This is a genomic window from Priestia abyssalis (genome assembly GCF_002019595.1).
Taxonomy (GTDB): Bacteria; Bacillota; Bacilli; order Bacillales; family Bacillaceae_H; genus Bacillus_BA; species Bacillus_BA abyssalis.
Map to the genome: position 1 here is coordinate 719983 of NZ_KV917369.1, position 19048 is coordinate 739030.

Annotated in this window: 14 protein-coding genes; all 14 read left to right on the forward strand. The window is 41.9% G+C overall.

Going from position 1 to position 19048, the window contains the following annotated elements:
* The first annotated feature begins 53 nt into the window (after positions 1-53).
* The 14 genes from BK575_RS03515 (at position 54) to BK575_RS03580 (ending at position 19015) form a co-directional block, all read left to right on the forward strand.
* Positions 54-746: a hypothetical protein gene (locus BK575_RS03515; RefSeq protein ID WP_078408916.1), complete on the forward strand. Its 693-nt coding sequence runs from the start codon at positions 54-56 to the stop codon at positions 744-746.
* A 179-nt stretch (positions 747-925) separates the two neighbouring features.
* Positions 926-1468 (forward strand): flavodoxin family protein, encoded by a 543-nt coding sequence (locus BK575_RS03520; RefSeq protein ID WP_204524891.1) that lies wholly within the window; start codon positions 926-928, stop codon positions 1466-1468.
* 230 nt (positions 1469-1698) lie between these two features.
* Positions 1699-3660: a phospholipase D-like domain-containing protein gene (locus tag BK575_RS03525; protein WP_078408918.1), complete on the forward strand. Its 1962-nt coding sequence runs from the start codon at positions 1699-1701 to the stop codon at positions 3658-3660.
* Positions 3661-4147: 487 nt separating this feature from the next.
* Positions 4148-5119: a sugar ABC transporter substrate-binding protein gene (locus tag BK575_RS03530; protein WP_078408919.1), complete on the forward strand. Its 972-nt coding sequence runs from the start codon at positions 4148-4150 to the stop codon at positions 5117-5119.
* Between the two features lie 134 nt (positions 5120-5253).
* Complete coding sequence (locus BK575_RS03535) at positions 5254-6720, forward strand: sugar ABC transporter ATP-binding protein (RefSeq protein ID WP_078414622.1); 1467 nt, start codon at positions 5254-5256, stop codon at positions 6718-6720.
* Positions 6721-6863: 143 nt separating this feature from the next.
* Complete coding sequence (locus BK575_RS03540; protein ID WP_456238400.1) at positions 6864-7742, forward strand: ABC transporter permease; 879 nt, start codon at positions 6864-6866, stop codon at positions 7740-7742.
* A 573-nt stretch (positions 7743-8315) separates the two neighbouring features.
* Positions 8316-9329 carry a LacI family DNA-binding transcriptional regulator gene (locus tag BK575_RS03545; protein ID WP_078408921.1) on the forward strand — a complete coding sequence of 338 codons (1014 nt, stop codon included), beginning with the start codon at positions 8316-8318 and terminating at the stop codon, positions 9327-9329.
* Between the two features lie 391 nt (positions 9330-9720).
* On the forward strand, positions 9721-10743 hold the full coding sequence (locus tag BK575_RS03550) for a LacI family DNA-binding transcriptional regulator (RefSeq protein WP_078408922.1): 1023 nt from the start codon (positions 9721-9723) through the stop codon (positions 10741-10743).
* A 504-nt stretch (positions 10744-11247) separates the two neighbouring features.
* Positions 11248-12723, forward strand: a complete 1476-nt coding sequence (gene iolA / locus BK575_RS03555; RefSeq protein WP_078408923.1) for a methylmalonate-semialdehyde dehydrogenase — start codon at positions 11248-11250, stop codon at positions 12721-12723.
* Between the two features lie 184 nt (positions 12724-12907).
* Positions 12908-13723 carry a 5-deoxy-glucuronate isomerase gene (gene iolB / locus BK575_RS03560; RefSeq protein WP_078408924.1) on the forward strand — a complete coding sequence of 272 codons (816 nt, stop codon included), beginning with the start codon at positions 12908-12910 and terminating at the stop codon, positions 13721-13723.
* Between the two features lie 28 nt (positions 13724-13751).
* Entirely contained in the window at positions 13752-14747 is a 996-nt protein-coding gene (gene iolC / locus BK575_RS03565; protein ID WP_078408925.1) for a 5-dehydro-2-deoxygluconokinase, read from the forward strand.
* Complete coding sequence (gene iolD, locus BK575_RS03570) at positions 14747-16660, forward strand: 3D-(3,5/4)-trihydroxycyclohexane-1,2-dione acylhydrolase (decyclizing) (RefSeq protein ID WP_078408926.1); 1914 nt, start codon at positions 14747-14749, stop codon at positions 16658-16660. Before iolC ends, iolD begins: the two co-directional genes overlap by 1 nt.
* Before the next feature lie 16 nt (positions 16661-16676).
* A complete protein-coding gene (gene iolE / locus BK575_RS03575) occupies positions 16677-17570 on the forward strand; it encodes a myo-inosose-2 dehydratase (protein WP_078408927.1) in 894 nt (297 codons plus the stop codon).
* Positions 17571-17596: 26 nt separating this feature from the next.
* Positions 17597-19015, forward strand: coding sequence for a sugar porter family MFS transporter (locus BK575_RS03580; RefSeq protein WP_078414623.1), 1419 nt, complete (start codon positions 17597-17599; stop codon positions 19013-19015).
* Positions 19016-19048: the final 33 nt, after the last annotated feature.

Sequence of the window (19048 nt, forward strand, 5' to 3'; positions counted from 1 at the left end):
GCATAGTAAGACATGTACACAGGACAAGGTGAAAACGTTAGGAGGAAAACATCATGAAGAAAAAAGTATTAGGACTTGTCATGGCAGGGGTTTTATCACTTGGAGGGCTTGGACTAAATACGGTTTTTGCAACTGAAAGTGACCAAGCACCAGGGGTAACGGAAAAGGGTGCACAGCATGAAGAGGGAAAACCTTTTCATGGCAAAATGAAACTGAATTCTGAGCGGATTCTTGAGAAGGCAAAAGAATTGGGGATTGAGACAGAAGGAAAAGACATTCATCAGATAGCGAGAGAAGTGTTTGAAGCAAAAGTAAAGGCAGAAGCAAAAGAATTGGGAATTGAAACAGAAGGAAAAGATATTCGTAATGTAGCGAAAGAAGTATTCGAAACAAAAGTGAAGGCAGAAGCAAAAGAACTGGGGATTGAGACAGAAGGAAAAGACATCCGCGATGTGGCGAAAGAAGTGTTCGAAACAAAAGTAAAAGCGGATGCAAAAGAGTTGGGGATTGAAACGGAAGGAAAAGACCTTCGCGATGTAGCGAAAGAAATACGGGAGAAAAAAGTATTTCAAGCTGCCGAAAAGCTCGGAATCGATACGAAAAATAAAACAACAAAAGAGCTGATGAAAGAAATAAAAACAAACCATGCAGCCGAAGCGAAAGAGATGGGGCTTTTTTCTGACAAGTGGAATTGTTTCTATTTGAAAGGCGGATTTCATCATCTAAAAGAGGGGAAAAGCGAGTAGTGCTTATAAGATAAAAGGTTGAGACTTCAATGACTCAACCTTTTATTTGTTTAAAACAGGAACGAAACGAAAATAAGGAAGATAGGTTGGAGAGCTGGGTCTTTTGTTTATCACATTTGAATATTGTATCTTTAAAAGGCAGGAGAAAATTTTGAATGTGAAGGAGTTTGGATATGAAAATACTGGCATTGTATGGCAGCTCACGTCAAAACGGAAATTCCGAGAAGCTGGCCGAAACAGCGTTTGACGGTTTGGAAGTCACACATGTATATTTACGGGACCGAAACATTAAGCCAATTGTCGATCAGCGGCACGAAGAGGGGGGCTTTCAGCCGGTTGATGACGACTATGATGTAACGGTTGAACAAGTGCTGGAGCATGACATTCTTGTATTTGTTACCCCTTTATACTGGTATGGAATGTCAGGTTTGATGAAAAATTTTGTGGATCGCTGGTCACAGAGCCTGCGTGATACCCGCTACCGTTTCAAGGAAGAAATGAGCAAGAAAACGGCTTATGTCATCGTGACAGGCGGAGATAATCCGCGAATTAAGGCTTTGCCTCTCATTCAGCAGTTTCAATATACTTTCGATTTCATGGGTATGAAGTTTGCTGGCTATATTATTGGTAAAGGCAGTCAGCCGGATGATATTTTGCAGGATCAGCAGGCGTTGGCACAAGCGGCCATGTTAAGTGAACAACTACGTTCCATTCAATCGTAAGCAGGTAAACGGGCAGCTTTTACAGCTTTCCCGTTTTTTTAATGTGAACCATTTCTTTTGTAAATATTTTTAAAGAACATATGAACTTTGTAAAGAAAATACAAGACGATAGTTTTGTTTTTATTTACAAATAATTTAGAAAAAACGTACCGTTGCGCCTATTTCTTTGAAGATTTTCCTATTACATAATAAAAAGGTATGGCAACCAACAGGAAGAGGAGAAGGCAAACATGAGAAATCAACGGAAAGTTTTATCAGCACTTTGTTCTATCGCGATAGCGGGAGTAAGCTTGTTATCCCCCGGATTTCAGCAAGAGACAACAGCAGCTTCTGTAAAGGATGTTGTCGTCAACGAAGTTGCATGGATGGGGACAAGCGCTTCTTATTCAGATGAGTGGATCGAACTTTACAACAATACGAATACAGCTATCAATATGACAGGGTGGACTTTAAAGGCACAAGACGGTTCTCCATCCATTCAGTTGTCAGGAAGCATTCCCGCTAACGGTTATTTCTTGCTGGAAAAAACGGATGACCAGACGATAAGTGATGTGACTGCGGATCAAATCTACAGTGGAACGCTCGGGAATGAAGCAGAGTCATTACAGATTTATGATGAAAATAATAATTTGATAGATAGTGTCGATAGCTGGCATGCAGGAGACAATACAACAAAAGGTACGATGGAACGCATCGATTCATCCATCGATGGAAATTCCCCAACAAATTGGGGGACGTCAACGGCTGTTTACAGCGGAGGTTACGGCACGCCTAAAGCTGTTAATTCTGTCGTAAAATCCGTACCATCGACGACTGAACAGTTACATAATGTGAGTGATGCTCCCGGAGCCATGAATATTTATTTTAATAAAAGCGCATTGACGCAGTATGCTTTAGCTGGAAACGAAGCCAATTACAATGTGAACTTGGAAAATCGCTTATTGAAGCGCCTTGATGAAGCAACCACATCCATCGATTTTGCGACATATGAGCTGAATCTTCCAAAAGTGGTGGACAAGTTAATCGAGAAAGCGGCTCAAGGTTTAGAAGTGCGCGTACTGGCTGATGCGAAAGATGCAAGAGATCCCCATTACGCCGAACGGTACGAAACGATGCGCCTGTATTTGGAGAAAATGGTTCGCGGGCAAGATATGGTGATTGGAACAGCTGATGATGTTCGCGTTTTCTCTGACTCCCCGATGTTTGCGATTGAAGATGGGGCGAAACGTACAGCGTATGGTTTGCCTGTTAATATGGCAGATATCCCAACAGAAACAGTGCAAGTCGGAAGCCAAACAGTGACGGGGCACATGTTTGTTGATGGAGAAGAAAAAGCAGAAAGCAGCTATTATTCGCCTGACACCCAAATGCATAATAAATTTGCGGTTATCGACGGAAAATGGATATTCACGGGAAGTTGGAATTTTACGGTGACAGGTCTTTACGGATCTGAAGAGAATATGCAACAAGGTATTTTAGATGGAAATCAGCAGCATGTCGTTGAAACGAATTCTCCTGAGCTTGCTTCCATTTATAAAACGGAATTTGAAGAAATGTGGGGAAGCAATACGAACGAGCCGAACCCTGTCACAGCTAATTTCAGTTCCCGTAAAATGGACAATACTCCTCATGTTGTAACAATTGGCGGAAAGAAAGTGGAGGTTTATTTTTCGGCAGGAGACAACGCAGTTGGAAGAATGACTGAATTGGTGAAGAATGAAGCACAGTATAACACGTACTTTACGATTTTTGCCTGGAGTGATCAGGCGCTTGTCGACGAGTTGAAATATAAGTGGGAAGGTTCCTACAATGACATGCAGGGCGAACTGACCGGTTTTGACGTCAAAGGGGTGTTTGACTCTGACTTTTGGAACCAATGGTGGTCAGCAAGTGTTGACATGACCGGGCGTACGGCTTCACAAGTAAGCGTAAATAATCCAAACACACGGTGGGCGAACCCAGCTCCAGTTTATCAAGATGCTGAAACAAGAAAGCTTCATGCCAAAACGATGATTATTGATGCAGACACGAGCAGTGATCCGACAGTCGTTGTAGGTTCGACAAACTGGAGTGAAAACGGAAATAACATCAATGATGAAAACATGCTGATCATTCATGATACAAGCATCGTGAATCAATTTGTGCAGGAGTTCAACGCAAGGTATATAAATGCGGGCGGGCAGATAAATTAATGCAATATAAGCAATAAATCACTTTTTGCTGATTAAAACCTTTTTTGGTCTATATGACTTGGAAAAGGTTTTATTTTTTGCAGGAAACACAGAGTCTTTTATTAATTATCAGAAAATATATTTTTTTCTAAAAAAATATATTGCAATCTGATATAGTACAGGATAAAATAAAAACAGTTAATAGGGGAATCGATAACCCAAAAAGATAATTAGAGGGGTGAATTTAGTTAACAGCAGTTTTTCGTATAGAAAAGGAGGGTTTTAAATGGAAATAATGAGGAATTTTATAGAAATTCATCTATTTTTTTACCGAATTGGACAATCGATTACTCCGATTCCTCAAAGAAAGTCTTTAACTCCATGATAATGACACGATGTACAGATGTTATCCACTTGCTTCTATGAAAAGATTCAAATTCATCCATATGATACAAAATGTAAGCGTTATCTAAAAGGTAAGTTTTAAAAAATTAAAGGGGGATTACATATGAAACTAAAAAAAGCGATGGGTTGTTTGATGGTTTGTGCTTTATCTATGAGTTTATTGGCTGGGTGCGGTTCAAATGAAACATCAGGCAAGGATAAAGATCAAATTGTTATTGGTGCAGCGATGCCGGTTTTTGATGATAAATGGTTGTCTTATTTATACGATGGTATTAAAGAATACGATAGCCAACATGATGATGTGGAAGTAACAATGGTTGATGCCAAAAATGATGCCGGCAAGCAAATGTCTCAAGTTGAAACATTGATTGCCCAAGGGGTAGACGCGATTCTTATTAATCCAGTTGAGACCGATGCGGTAGAGCCGATGGTAGACGCAGCGAATGAGGCTGACATTCCTGTAGTCGTCGTAAATAGGATGCCGGGAGAAGACGTGATGGAAAAAATTTATGCCTACGTTGGCTCTGAGTCTCTTGAGGCAGGTACCATTCAAATGGAAAAAGTGGCCGAGTTATTGGGCGGTAAAGGAAATGTAGCGATCATGAACGGCACTTTAGGCCAAGAATCGGTCGTGAAAAGAACGAAAGGAAATAAAGACGTTCTGAAAAAATACCCGGATATGAAGATTGTGCGTGAGCAGACTGCTGACTATCAAAGATCTCAAGGAATGACCGTGATGGAAAACTGGATTCAAGCCGGTGATAAGATTGACGCTGTTGTAGCGAATAACGATGAAATGGCTATCGGAGCGATTATGGCTCTTGAGGAATCAGGTAAACGAGGCGATATTATTGTCGCTGGGATTGATGGTACGATGGATGCTTTGGAGTATGTAAAGCAAGGGAAATTAAATGTTAGCGCTTTCCAAGATGCGTACGGGCAAGGGAAAGGTGCTATTGAAACAGCCATGAAAGCAGTAAAGGGCGAGAAGCTTGATAATAACTTCATTAACATTCCGTTTGAACTGGTCACACAGGAAAATGTAGACGAGTATATCAAAAAGTGGGAAAAGTAAGCTGGAAGAAGGGGGACTAGGTATGGACACTCTGTGCCCTCTTTATTCCGTTATAGCCAGCGGTAAAACCGAAAACCGTGCTGTATGAAAAACTTTTAGGTGGTGATTGAGTGGGAACAGAATATATTTTGGAGATGGAAAATATCACAAAAGAATTTCCTGGAGTAAAAGCGTTGGATAACATTCAATTAAAGATCAAAAAGGGATCCGTTCATGGCCTGATGGGGGAAAATGGCGCCGGAAAATCCACTCTAATGAAAATTATATTTGGCATCTATACCCCTGATAAAGGAACGATTAAGTTTAAAGGAAAAGAATTAAAGATATCCGGCCCAAAAGAAGCGGTAAACAGAGGAATCTCCATGATCCATCAGGAATTGAGTCCTGTTCCGTATATGACGGTGGCAGAAAACATTTTTTTGGGAAGAGAATATTCATTCGGAAAAACAGGCTGGGTCAATGATAAGAAAATGGTAGAAGAGGCCAGAAAGTTATTCGAAACATTGAATATGGATATCGATCCGACTGCCAAGATGAAGGATTTGAGCATTGCGAATATGCAAATGGTCGAAATCGCGACCGCTGTATCATACAATGCCGATTTGATTATTATGGATGAACCGACCTCAGCGATTACAGAAAAAGAAGTGGAGCAATTATTTGGCATTATTCGTTCCTTACAGGCAAAAGGTGTTTCCATCATTTATATCTCACACAAGATGGATGAAATCTTCAAGATTTGTGACGAGCTTACGGTCTTTCGAGACGGTCAATATATAGGAACAAAGGGTGCCCATGAATTAGACCAGGACACGTTAATTCAAATGATGGTGGGACGAGAAATTAAACAAGTGTTTCATAAAGAGGAAGCCGACATTCGAGAAGTGGCTTTATCCGTCCAAAACCTATCTAGAAAAGGAAAGTTTCATAATGTGAGTTTTGAAGTCAGAAAAGGGGAGATTTTAGGAATCGCAGGGTTGATGGGATCAGGAAGAACCGAGGTCATTGAAAGCATTTTTGGCATTGATCCTCCTGATTCAGGAGAAGTTTACATTCATGGTAAAAAAGTAAAAATCAAATCTCCTAAAGATGCGATTAAACATAAGGTAGCCTTGTTGACGGAAGACCGTAAATTAACGGGGGCCTTCCTTCCGATTTCGATTCGGGAAAACATGATCATTTCAAGTATTGATCAATTTTTAACGTTTGGATATCTCAATAAAAAATTAGTGGACAAGACATGCAAAGAGCAGGTAAAGAAATTAAACATTAAAACTCCTCATATCGATCAGCTCATTATGAATTTGAGCGGTGGAAATCAGCAAAAGGTGCTGCTGGCAAGATGGCTGCTGAATGATCCGGACATCCTGATCCTAGATGAACCGACTAGAGGGGTGGATGTAGGGGCGAAATCGGAAATCCATAAGCTGATGTCTAAATTGGCACAAGAAGGAAAAGCGATCATCATGATTTCGTCTGAATTGCCGGAAGTATTGGGCATGAGCGACCGGGTGGTCGTCATGCATGAAGGACAGAAAAAAGGCGAATTAAATAGAGAAGAAGCCGACCAAGAAAAAATACTGGAAGTAGCCTATAGCTAAAGAAATCATAAGGAGGTTTATACATGAGCAATCCAGTTGGCAGTTCTGTTACAACCATTAACAGTAAGGCGAATAAAAACGTTTGGAAAGAGAAAGGGTCTCAAATACTCAATAAATATGGAATTCTGTTTATTTTAATTGCCATGGTGGTCGTGATGTCTTTTCTTTCCCCGGCTTTTCTTAACGCAAACAATTTATTGAACGTCGTACGCCAAATCTCATTCATTGGGATTGTCGCAATGGGCGTCACGATGATCATTATTACAACGGGAATCGACTTGTCATCTGGTTCCGTTATTGCATTAGTCTCGGTCGTCGTGGCGAGTTACGCTCACCCTGGTGACTCCTTGTTTGTAGCCATTGCAATCGGTCTTGGGATTGGTGCTCTATGCGGCTTTATCAATGGCGCAGTTTCAGCGAAAGGAAAAATTCCCCCGTTCATCGCGACATTAGGGATGATGACAGCGGCAAGAGGATTGGCCTTATTATATAGTGATGGAAGACCGATTCCTAATTTGTCTGACTCGTTCATGTTTCTTGGAAAAGGGGAGATTGCAGGCATTCCATTTCCAATTATTGTGTTTATAGTGATGGGAATCATCTCACATTTATTATTAAGTAAAACAAAATTCGGTAAATACACGTATGCGATTGGCGGAAATGAGCAAGCGGCGAGAATTTGCGGAATCAATGTGGACCGTTACAAAATTATGATTTACACATATGCAGGTTTATTGGCAGCAATTGCCGGAATGATGTTAACTGCAAGAATTAGTGTAGGGCAGCCAAGTATGGGTGTAATGTTTGAATTAGACGCCATTGCGGCGGCTGTTATTGGTGGAACAAGCTTAGCCGGCGGCGTTGGGACGATTGCCGGCACGATGATCGGCGCGCTTATTATCGGTGTGTTGAATAATGGTCTTGATTTATTGGGTGTATCTTCTTACTGGCAGCAAATTTTAAAGGGTGCCATTATTGTAAGTGCTGTATTAATCGATTCTCGTAAAAATAAAAAATCTTAATATATAAATCCACATAAAGAATTTAACACGAGCAAAGAACGCCCGTGTTAAATTCTTTACGCATAAGCGGCTGACAAGCTCCCTTGCGGGTTCTTGCCAGCCGCTTATACGAGAACCTTTGTGAGCTTATTCAGGGTGGAAGAACAGAAAGGCCTACATAGAAGAAAGTCCGATAGAAAAGGTTAAAAAATTAATGTGAACCTATATAATAATAGAATGACTTGAAAGGACAGGGAGAGATTCCGTGAAGTCGTCTTCCTAGGAGGCTCCGTCATGAAAACCCAGTAAAGTCGAGGGATTTCGTGGCGGGGCTTTTCACTAAAAATCAACACTAAGCTTTAATATAGTCAATAAAAGCATAAGGGGCACACTGATTTATGATTAATGAAGAAAGAACGGCGGGAAATCTCACCTGCCAGGCAATGAGAAGCGTTTGTTTGCACTAAAGAATTACAAGCCCCCGTCTTAAAACCTGCAGTATAACTGTGATATAATATACAATAAGAGAGGTTTGAAGGAATATGCCATTTCATTAACCTTAAAAATATATGCCATGTGAGAGAGTGTGGAGAGATGAAACCAACTATTTATGATATTGCGAGAGAAGCAGGGGTATCTGCTACTACGGTTTCTAAAGTGATTAACAATAAGGGACGGATAAGCGAGAAGACTAGAAAGAAAATTTTGTCCATTATAGAGGAACTTCATTATCAGCCCAATGTATTGGCTTCAGCGATGAAGGGAAAGTCCACGTACACCATCGCACTGCTAATTCCTGATATGGCAAACCCTGTATATTCTGAATACTTAAAACATATAGAGGAGTATGGGCAAGAGCATGGGTTTAGCGTCGTCATGTGCAGTACAGGAGGCAGTCCTGAAAAAGAAGCCAAGCATATTGCCTTATTAAGACAGAAACATGTTGATGGATTTATCATAGCTTCAATTTTTAAAAATGAAGTAGCTCTAAAACAACTAATGGAGGAAGAAATTCCGCTCGTATTTTTTTCGCTTCAGCGCCCTGAGCTTCCTGTAGCCAGTGTTGCCGGGGACGACTATTTGGGAGGCTATATTGCCACTGAACATTTATTGTCGCTGGGGCACCGCAGAATTGGAATTATTGCAGAAGCAGCCACCGTAAGCGGAACAGAACGCACAAGAGGGTACGAAAAAGCGCTGGTGAATGCTGGAATCGAAGTTGATGAAAGCCTTGTCATTCCAATCAAGGAACCAACCATTGAAGGGGCAAAGCAGCATGCAAAAAAACTGCTCGATCGTGAACAAAGACCGACGGCGATTTTTGGCTGTAATGATATACTGGCCATTGGAACGATGCTGGCAGCAAAGGAGCTAGGTATAACCTTGCCTGATGAATTATCAATTATGGGATTTGATAATACCGTCATGTGCGAGATTGTAGAGCCTCAATTATCCTCTGTCGCCCCGCCTATACAAGAAATGGGAAGACAGGCGATGGAGCTGTTAATCCAGCAAATTGAACAGAAAGATAATATGAAGCAGCGTATTTCTCTACTGCCAGAACTTGTGATTCGACATTCCACTTCAGCATTAAATCAACTCACATAAAGGATTTAGAAGAATCGTTTTACACTGCATAAATAGCTGTCCATTTCCTTTACCGTCTGCTTTCATACAGATACATCCTAAATTCCAGACAGTAATGTTCGGAGCGTAAAAGATCAGGATTAATATCTCATAGTAAAAACTTTCGGAAGACTTGATATCAATGAATCTTTCGAAAGTTTTTTGCTGTTCAGCGGATTGTGGATGTTTTTTTTTTGAAAGGACAAAAAAGGTTATGCTAGTTTATTTTGTAATTGAACCAGGAGGATTAAGCAGATATAATATAGAAAAATTATTTAGAAGGTAATCGATAACCTTTATTGTGTTAAGTTTTCAGGACGAACCTTGATAAAAGATTTGATTAAGTGAGAATAACTTGAAAGAGTGATAATGAATGAAGGTTACAATTAATGATGTGGCAAGAGAAGCAGGAGTTTCTACAGCGACCGTCTCTAAGGTCATTAACAACAAAGGAAAAATAAGCGATAAGACAAGAAAAAAAGTCAACCAAGTTGTTAACAATCTTAGTTATCAGCCGAATCTGGTGGCATCTGCTTTAAAAGGGAAAGGAACGTTTACAATTGCTCTTTTAATTCCTCATATGGATAATCCCATTTATGCTCAATATTTAAAGTATATAGAGGAACGCGGACAAGAGCTGGGATTCAGCATTGTGATGTGCAGCACGGATAATGATCCGAATAAAGAAGCGAACCATGTTACCGTGTTAAAGAAGAAAAAGGTAGATGGGTTCATTATAGCTTCTAAATTTAATAATAAAACGGCTCTTAATCAATTGGTTAACGAGAATATTCCAGTAGCACTTATTGCGCACGAACGGCCGGAACTTCTTGTAGACAGTGTAACGGCCGATGATTATTTAGGCGGGTACCAAGCAACGGAACACCTGCTGTCCTTGGGTCACCGAAAAATTGGTGTTATTGCAGAGGAGGCCACAAGTTGTAAAGAGCGTATTCGGGGATATGAACAGGCTCTAGCAGATAACGGCATTGAGTTTGATGAAGGCTTAGTTGTTATGTGTAATGGTACAGGCACTTTTCAAGGAGCGGAAGTGCAGGCAGGGAAATTACTTGATAGGCAACAGAGGCCGACCGCGATTTTTGGCTGTAATGATGTATTGGCGGTTGGGACGATGCAAGCCGCAAAAGCACGCGGGCTTATTCTTCCAGATGAGCTTTCCGTTATTGGCTATGATAATACACTTATATGTGAGATTGTAAATCCGCAATTATCTTCTATTGCCATGCCTATTAAAGAAATGGGGAGAAAGGTAATAGATCTTTTGATAGCAGAAATTGAGCATGATCAGAGAGTTAAACAACGGGTACATCTATCCCCTGAGCTTATAATGCGAAGCTCTACAACATCGCCTAAAGAAAAAGGAAAGGTCAGTTAAGGCAAAAACATTCTCTTTCAAAAAGAGATAGGCTTATTATCATGAAATTTGTCTGAATATAAATTTTTTTTGAAAAAGTCATTGAAATATCATAATGAATAAGATAGAATGAAAACAAGTTAAGGTAATCGATAACCCCAGGTTGAAAAACTAAAAAGAAGTTTGTATACGTTTTCCTGCTAAAATGCAAAATGCAGAGAATAAAAATGGTATTCATAATAGAGGATTCCATATATTTTTTGCTACTTAAGGTAATCGATAACCCTATTTTTTCTTCATTATGAATGGGCAGCGGTATAAAGGACTTTTCACCTTGTTGACACAAAAACGCTTAAAGCAACCTTATCCCTTTTCATGTCTCAAGTTTTAAGTCAATCAATGTGTTAGTGTTGTAAGCGCTGTCCTTTCGATTTAGAAGTGAAGTTTAAGAGATTGTTAGCAATGAAAGTTGATTATGTATGTCCTTAAATTTTTTAGAACATATTTTTCAAGGAGGCAGAAATCATGACACAAACAGCAACGAAAGTAGTAAAACTAAAAAATTACATAAATGGTGAGTGGGTGGAAAGCAAAACGACCAAGTACGAAGATGTCTATAATCCCGCTACAAAAGAGGTCATTGCTCAAGTTCCGATCTCCACAAAAGAAGATGTGGACTATGCCATCGAGTCGGCGGTAAAAGCATTTGAGAAATGGAAAAACGTTGCAGTTCCGCGCCGCGCAAGAATTCTATTCAACTACCAGCAATTATTGACAAAGCATAAAGAAGAATTGGCTCATCTGATCACATTAGAAAATGGAAAAAGTCTTACAGAAGCATTAGGTGAAGTTCAGCGTGGAATCGAGAACGTTGAATTTGCTGCAGGAGCCCCTTCTTTAATGATGGGAGATTCACTAGCTTCCATCGCGACAGACGTTGAAGCAACAAACTATCGTTATCCAATCGGGGTTGTCGGCGGGATTGCACCTTTCAACTTCCCGATGATGGTACCTTGCTGGATGTTCCCGATGGCGATTGCATTAGGAAATAGCTTTATTTTAAAACCATCTGAAAGAACTCCGCTTTTAACGGAAAAATTAGTAGAGTTGTTTACAGAAGCAGGGCTTCCAAAAGGTGTATTCAACGTCGTTCACGGTGCACATGATGTGGTAAACGGTGTCTTAGATCATCCTGAAGTAAAAGCGATTTCATTTGTTGGATCGAAGCCTGTTGGCGAGTATGTGTTCAAGCGAGGCAGTGAAAACTTAAAACGCGTTCAAGCGTTAACGGGTGCTAAAAACCATACGATCGTTTTAAATGATGCTGACTTGGACAGCACGATCACAGATATCATTGCTTCAGCATTTGGTTCAGCGGGCGAGCGCTGCATGGCGTGCTCCGTTGTCACAGTAGAAGAAGGAATCGCGGACGAATTTTTAGCGAAGCTAAAAGAAAGAACGGCCAATATTAAAATCGGTAACGGTTTAGATGACGGTGTGCTGCTTGGACCGGTCATCCGAGAAGAAAACCAAAAGCGTACGATCGGCTACATCGAAAAAGGAATTGAAGAGGGAGCAACGGTTGTATGTGACGGCCGCGAACGCGCATTAGATGAAGGTTTCTTCATTGGCCCTACGATTTTCGATGATGTCACAACAGATATGACCATCTGGAAAGAGGAAATCTTTGCCCCAGTATTATCCGTGATGCGCGTCAAAAACTTGAAAGAAGCCATTGAAGTGGCGAACCAATCGGAATTTGCGAATGGTGCTTGTATCTTTACAACGAATGCGGCATCGATCCGCTACTTCCGCGAAAACATTGATGCAGGTATGTTAGGGGTTAACCTTGGTGTACCAGCTCCGATGGCCTTCTTCCCATTCTCCGGGTGGAAGTCATCATTCTATGGAACTTTACATGCGAATGGAAAAGACAGCGTTGATTTCTATACACGTAAAAAAGTCGTGACAGCACGTTACGTGGCACCAACTTTTGAGTAAGAAATAACTTTAATCTACCTATTAGATTAATAGGTTTCACTAGACCGTTCAACAAGCCGGCCTCTTACCTTTTCTGAGGAAGATAAGAGGCCAGCTTATAAAATAGATTTGGTTATGCAGCCTGAACTGAAGCTTAAAGGCAGCAAAGGTGACATACTTACAGCGTAACAATAAGGAGGTACATATGAGTCAATTGCTCCGAAAACCAGAAAAAAGAGAACTTTCCGAAGGCGTTACCCTTGTTCAAGAAGTAACAGAAGGGAACTCTCCATTAGAATATGTCGGATTTAAAATCTTGGATTTAGTGTCAGATGCCAAATACTCCGAATCATTGGAGAAGCAAGAATGCTGCATCGTGGCTCTGACAGGAAAAATCAATGTGACCGATCATGAACAGACCTTTAGCAATATCGGCACTCGTGAAAGCGTATTCGAACGTATCCCGACAGACAGTGTGTATGTATCGAATGACCGCAGCTTTGAAATCGAGGGAGTCGGTGAGGCTCGCGTGGCCTTATGCTATTCACCTTCTCATCAACAATTGCCGACTAAACTAATCAAAGCTTCGGATAACGGCGTCGAAAATAGAGGGATTTTGAACAATAAACGGCGCGTACACAATATTTTACCGGATTCAGATCCAACGGCTAACAGCCTGCTTGTGGTGGAAGTGTACACGGAAAGCGGCAACTGGTCAAGCTATCCGCCGCATAAGCACGATCAGGATAATTTGCCAGAAGAGTCCTTTTTAGAAGAATCCTACTACCATGAAATGAATCCGCCGCAAGGCTTTGTCTTCCAGCGTGTGTACACCGATGACCGCTCGCTCGATGAAACGATGACGGTTGAAAACGGTGACGTTGTACTTGTGCCGGCAGGCTATCACCCGGTTGGTGTACCGGATGGGTATACATCTTACTACTTAAATGTGATGGCGGGGCCGACGCGTATTTGGAAATTCTACAACGATCCGGATCATGAATGGATCTTAAAACGTTAATAAAAAATGTAAGGAGCTGTTAGCGAGAATGAGATACGAATTTAATGAAGAAAGAACATATGACATCATTGCGGTTGGCCGTGCATGCATCGATTTAAATGCAACAGAATACAACCGTCCAATGGAAGACACGATGACATTTACCAAGTATGTGGGAGGTTCGCCTGCGAACATTGCTATCGGAAGCTCTAAACTGGGTTTAAAAGCAGGATTTATCGGCAAAATCTCCGATGACCAGCACGGGCGCTTTATCGAGCAGTATATGCGCGGTGTTGGAATCGACACGTCCAACATGGTCGTAGACCAAGAGGGACACAAAATAGGGTTGGCTTTTACAGAGATTAAGAGTCCGGAAGAGTGCGGTATCTTAATGTACCGTCAGGATGTGGCCGACCTTTATTTATCTCCTTCTGAAGTCGATGAGGAGTACATCAAGCAATCTAAAATCCTGCTTGTTTCGGGTACAGCTTTATCCAAAAGCCCATCCCGCGAAGCAGTGCTGAAAGCGGTCAGCTTAGCAAAGAAACATGATGTAAAAGTAGTGTTTGAATTGGACTACCGTCCGTATTCATGGAATTCGCTTGAGGAAACAGCCGTTTATTGTTCATTAGTTGCGGAACAGGCAGACGTGGTGATCGGAACTCGTGACGAATACGATGTGATGGAACATAAACAAGGCGGGAAAAACGAAGATACCATCCGTTACTTGTTCAGCCACTCTCCTGAATTGATCGTGATCAAGCATGGTGTGGAAGGTTCATACGCCTACACGAAATCAGGAGAGACGTTCAAAGGACAAGCCTACCGCACAAAGGTATTAAAAACGTTCGGTGCCGGTGATTCTTACGCTTCCGCCTTCTTATACGCTTTGATCAGCGGAAAGGATATTGAAGCGGCTTTAAAATACGGCAGTGCCTCTGCTTCTATCGTGGTGAGCAAGCACAGTTCTTCGGAAGCGATGCCAACCGTCGAAGAAATCGAACAATTGATTAAGGAAAGATCTCAGGTAGAGGTGAACAGCTAATGGCAACCATCAGATTGACAACGGCTCAAGCCCTGATTAAATTTCTGAATCAGCAGTACGTCAGTATTGATGGGCAGGAATCTCCATTTGTAGAAGGAATTTTCAATATTTTCGGACATGGGAATGTATTGGGGATTGGCCAGGCACTTGAACAAGATGCCGGTCATTTAAAAGTGATTCAAGGGAAAAACGAACAGGGAATGGCCCATGCAGCCATTGCTTACAGCAAACAAATGCTTCGTAAAAAAATCTATGCGGTGACGACTTCGAGCGGACCGGGTTCCGCCAACCTGGTCACGGCAGCGGGGACAGCGCTTGCCAATAACATTCCGGTGTTATTGCTTCCGGCTGATACGTACGCGACACGCCAGCCTGATCCTGTTTTACAACAAATGGAGCAAGAGCACAGTATTGCGATTACAACGAATGATGCCTTGCAGCCTGTGTCGAGATATTGGGATCGCGTGACTCGTCCTGAGCAATTGATGTCCGCGTTAATTCGAGCATTTGAAGTGATGACAGATCCGGCAAAAGCGGGTCCCGCAACGATTTGCATTTCACAGGATGTCGAAGGTGAAGCATTCGATTATGATGAGAAATTCTTTGAAAAGCGAGTTCATTATATCGATCGTAAATTACCAAATGATCGTGAATTAAACGGTGCGGCCGAATTAATCAAGGCAAGCAAAAAGCCGGTCGTCGTAGTGGGCGGCGGTGCTAAATATTCAGAGGCGCGCGAGGCGTTAATCGAGTTTTCGCAAAAATACAACATTCCGTTAGTCGAAACGCAAGCCGGAAAATCAACGGTGGAGTCTTCCTTCCCAAATAACTTGGGCGGGCTTGGCATCACAGGAACACAGGCAGCTAACAGAGCCGCACAACAGGCAGACTTAATTATCGGTGTCGGGACGAGATTTACCGACTTCGCGACTTCTTCGAAAACGATTTTTGACTTCGAAACAACGAAGTTCTTAAACATCAACGTGAGCCGCATGCAAGCGTATAAGCTAGATGCCTTCCCGGTCGTAGCCGATGCGAAATCGACGTTTGAGGAATTGATTCCAATGCTGGAAGGATATAAGAGCGAGTTTGGCGATACCATTACGGAACTAAAAGAAGGATGGTTAGCTGAGCGGGACCGTTTAAGTAAGGTTGTATTTAATCGAGAGAACTTTACTCCAGAAATTAAACATCATTTTTCACAAGAAACATTAAACGAATACGCGGACGTTTTAAATACGGAGTTAGCCCAAACGACGGCATTGATTGCGATCAATGATACGATTGATCCTGACAGCATCATCATTTGTGCAGCTGGTTCGCTTCCGGGAGACCTGCAGCGCTTATGGCATTCAGAAGTGCCAAATACGTACCATTTGGAATATGGCTACTCATGCATGGGGTATGAAGTGTCCGGCACATTAGGATTGAAGCTGGCAGATCCAGCAAAAGAAGTGTACACGATCGTGGGAGACGGAAGTTTCCTGATGTTGCATTCCGAATTCATCACAGCGATTCAATACAATAAGAAAATCAATGTCCTTCTTTTCGATAATTCCGGCTATGGCTGCATCAACAATCTGCAAATGGACTTCGGAAACGGCAGCTACTACTGCGAATTCAGAACGGATGACAACCAAATCTTGAATATTGATTACGCAAAAGTAGCAGAAGGATACGGAGCGAAAGCTTATCGTGCCAATACCGTAGAAGAATTAAAAGCCGCGTTGGAAGATGCGAAAAAACAAGATAAATCAACTTTAATCGAAATGAAAGTGCTTCCAAAAACAATGACAGACGGCTATGAAGGCAGCTGGTGGAACCTTGGGGTACCTGAAGTATCCGATCGAGAAGGTATTCAAAAAGCATACGAATTAAAACAAGAAAAACTGAAAAAGGCGAAGCAATATTAATAGGAGTTGAATGATCATGAGCAATCAAAATATTTTATGGGGTATCGCTCCTATCGGCTGGCGCAATGATGATATACCTGAAATCGGTGCAGAGAACACGTTATCACACCTATTAAGTGATATTGTCGTAGCCGGCTTTCAAGGGACTGAAGTAGGCGGCTTTTTCCCTGAACCAAAAATATTGAATAAAGAATTGAAGCTTCGAAATTTAAAAGTGGCAGGTCAGTGGTTCAGCAGCTTTATCATTCGCGACGGCATTGATGAGGCTGCCCAATCCTTCCATAAGCATTGCCAATATTTAAGTGAAGTCAATGCAGATGTAGCGGTCGTATCGGAGCAGACTTACAGTGTTCAAGGAATAGACAAAGATGTCTTTGCTGAAAAACCTGATTTTACGGATGCCGAATGGGAAACATTATGTGAAGGACTAAATCAATTAGGGAAAATAGCAGCGGAATATGGATTAAAACTAGTTTACCATCATCATATGGGCACAGGCGTCCAAACATTGGCCGAAATTGACCGGCTAATGGAAAATACCGATTCAAACTATGTACATTTACTTTATGATACAGGCCACATCTACGTTTCCGACGGAGATTATATGACGTTATTAAATAAGCATATCGACCGCATTAAGCACGTCCACTTTAAGGATGTTAGAAGTGAAGTGATGGATGAATGCAAGAAAGAAGGGAAATCATTCCTTAACTCCTTCTTATCCGGCATGTTTACAGTACCCGGCGATGGCTGCATCGATTTTAAGGAACCTTATACAACTCTGCTGAATCATCATTACATGGGATGGATTGTGATTGAAGCAGAACAGGATCCATCTGTAGCTCATCCGTTGGAATATGCTTTATTGACCAGGAAGTATATAGATGAAAAATTACTGATCTCTTCTTAAATAAGAAGAGGGAGGGAGAAATGGACATGAGTAAACAGGGAAATCAAACATCGTTTTTGCGTACGATTATCTTAGTCTCGACATTCGGCGGGCTTCTCTTCGGTTATGATACAGGGGTTATTAACGGTGCCTTGCCTTTTATGTCTGAAGCACTTGGCCTTAACTCATTCACGGAAGGTCTTGTAGCAAGTTCCCTTCTGTTTGGAGCTGCAATCGGTGCAGTGTTTGGCGGAAGGCTGTCAGATTATAATGGGCGCCGGACGAATATCCTTTACCTTTCAATCTTGTTCTTTATTGCGACACTTGGGTGTACCCTCGCTCCGAACGTGACGGTTATGATTATCTTTCGTTTCTTGCTTGGGCTTGCCGTAGGGGGTGCCTCTGTAACGGTTCCGACTTACTTAGCGGAAATGTCACCTGCAGAGAGCCGGGGCCGAATGGTTACCCAGAATGAATTGATGATTGTCAGCGGGCAGTTATTGGCCTTCGTCATCAACGCCATCCTAGGCAGTACAATGGCTGATAACGATCATGTTTGGCGTTACATGCTCGCCATTGCGGCGCTCCCGGCGATTTTCCTCTTCATTGGTATGCTTAAAGTGCCGGAAAGTCCGCGCTGGCTTGTATCAAAGGGGAAAAATGGGGATGCCTTGAGTGTCCTTCAACAGATACGTGAAGGAAAACGTGCTGAATCGGAATTTAACGAAATTAAGGGGACTTTTGCCAAAGAAGCAGGAATGAAGCAGGCAACCTATAAGGATTTGACTGTGCCATGGGTACGCCGCATTCTATTTCTTGGGATTGGAATTGCTGTCGTACAGCAAATTACAGGTGTGAACTCGATTATGTACTATGGTACTCAAATACTAAAAGATGCCGGATTCGAAACAAAGGCGGCACTTATCGGTAACATTGCCAACGGTGTCATCTCGGTATTGGCGACATTTGTGGGAATCTGGCTTCTTGGGAAGGTTGGCCGCAGGCCGATGCTGATGACAGGATTGATCGGAACGACGGCGACACTTCTTCTCATCGGGGTATTCTCACTTACGCTTGAAGGGTCTGCTGAACTTCCATATATTGTACTAACCTTGACAGTCACGTTCCTGGCTTTCCAACAAGGAGCCATTTCACCGGTAACTTGGCTCATGCTGTCCGAGATATTCCCTCTAAGATTGAGAGGTCTTGGTATGGGTGTTACAGTATTGTTCCTGTGGGTAGTCAACGGCTTAATTGGCTTGGTATTCCCAATATTACTCGATAAGGTCGGCTTGTCTACAACGTTCTTCGTTTTCGTGGCCTTAGGGATTGGGGCGATTACATTCGTGAAGAAATGCTTGCCGGAAACGAAAGGACTCACTCTTGAGCAGCTGGAGCAGGAATTCCGTAAACATGATAAGGATGCTCAAGGTTATTCGGATGAAATGAACGCTCAAGCAAAATAAATACAACGACTATACAGCAATAGACAAATAAAT

Excerpts from the sequence above, each read along its gene's own strand:
- iolD (WP_078408926.1), top strand. The coding sequence starts at position 14,747 with ATGGCAACCATCAGATTGACAACGGCTCAAGCCCTGATTAAATTTCTG.
- BK575_RS03530 (WP_078408919.1), top strand. The coding sequence starts at position 4,148 with ATGAAACTAAAAAAAGCGATGGGTTGTTTGATGGTTTGTGCTTTATCT.
- BK575_RS03545 (WP_078408921.1), top strand. The coding sequence starts at position 8,316 with ATGAAACCAACTATTTATGATATTGCGAGAGAAGCAGGGGTATCTGCT.
- iolC (WP_078408925.1), top strand. The coding sequence starts at position 13,752 with ATGAGATACGAATTTAATGAAGAAAGAACATATGACATCATTGCGGTT.
- BK575_RS03515 (WP_078408916.1), top strand. The coding sequence starts at position 54 with ATGAAGAAAAAAGTATTAGGACTTGTCATGGCAGGGGTTTTATCACTT.
- BK575_RS03535 (WP_078414622.1), top strand. The coding sequence starts at position 5,254 with ATGGAAAATATCACAAAAGAATTTCCTGGAGTAAAAGCGTTGGATAAC.
- BK575_RS03540 (WP_456238400.1), top strand. The coding sequence starts at position 6,864 with ATGGTGGTCGTGATGTCTTTTCTTTCCCCGGCTTTTCTTAACGCAAAC.
- iolB (WP_078408924.1), top strand. The coding sequence starts at position 12,908 with ATGAGTCAATTGCTCCGAAAACCAGAAAAAAGAGAACTTTCCGAAGGC.
- iolE (WP_078408927.1), top strand. The coding sequence starts at position 16,677 with ATGAGCAATCAAAATATTTTATGGGGTATCGCTCCTATCGGCTGGCGC.
- BK575_RS03550 (WP_078408922.1), top strand. The coding sequence starts at position 9,721 with ATGAAGGTTACAATTAATGATGTGGCAAGAGAAGCAGGAGTTTCTACA.
- iolA (WP_078408923.1), top strand. The coding sequence starts at position 11,248 with ATGACACAAACAGCAACGAAAGTAGTAAAACTAAAAAATTACATAAAT.
- BK575_RS03580 (WP_078414623.1), top strand. The coding sequence starts at position 17,597 with ATGAGTAAACAGGGAAATCAAACATCGTTTTTGCGTACGATTATCTTA.
- BK575_RS03525 (WP_078408918.1), top strand. The coding sequence starts at position 1,699 with ATGAGAAATCAACGGAAAGTTTTATCAGCACTTTGTTCTATCGCGATA.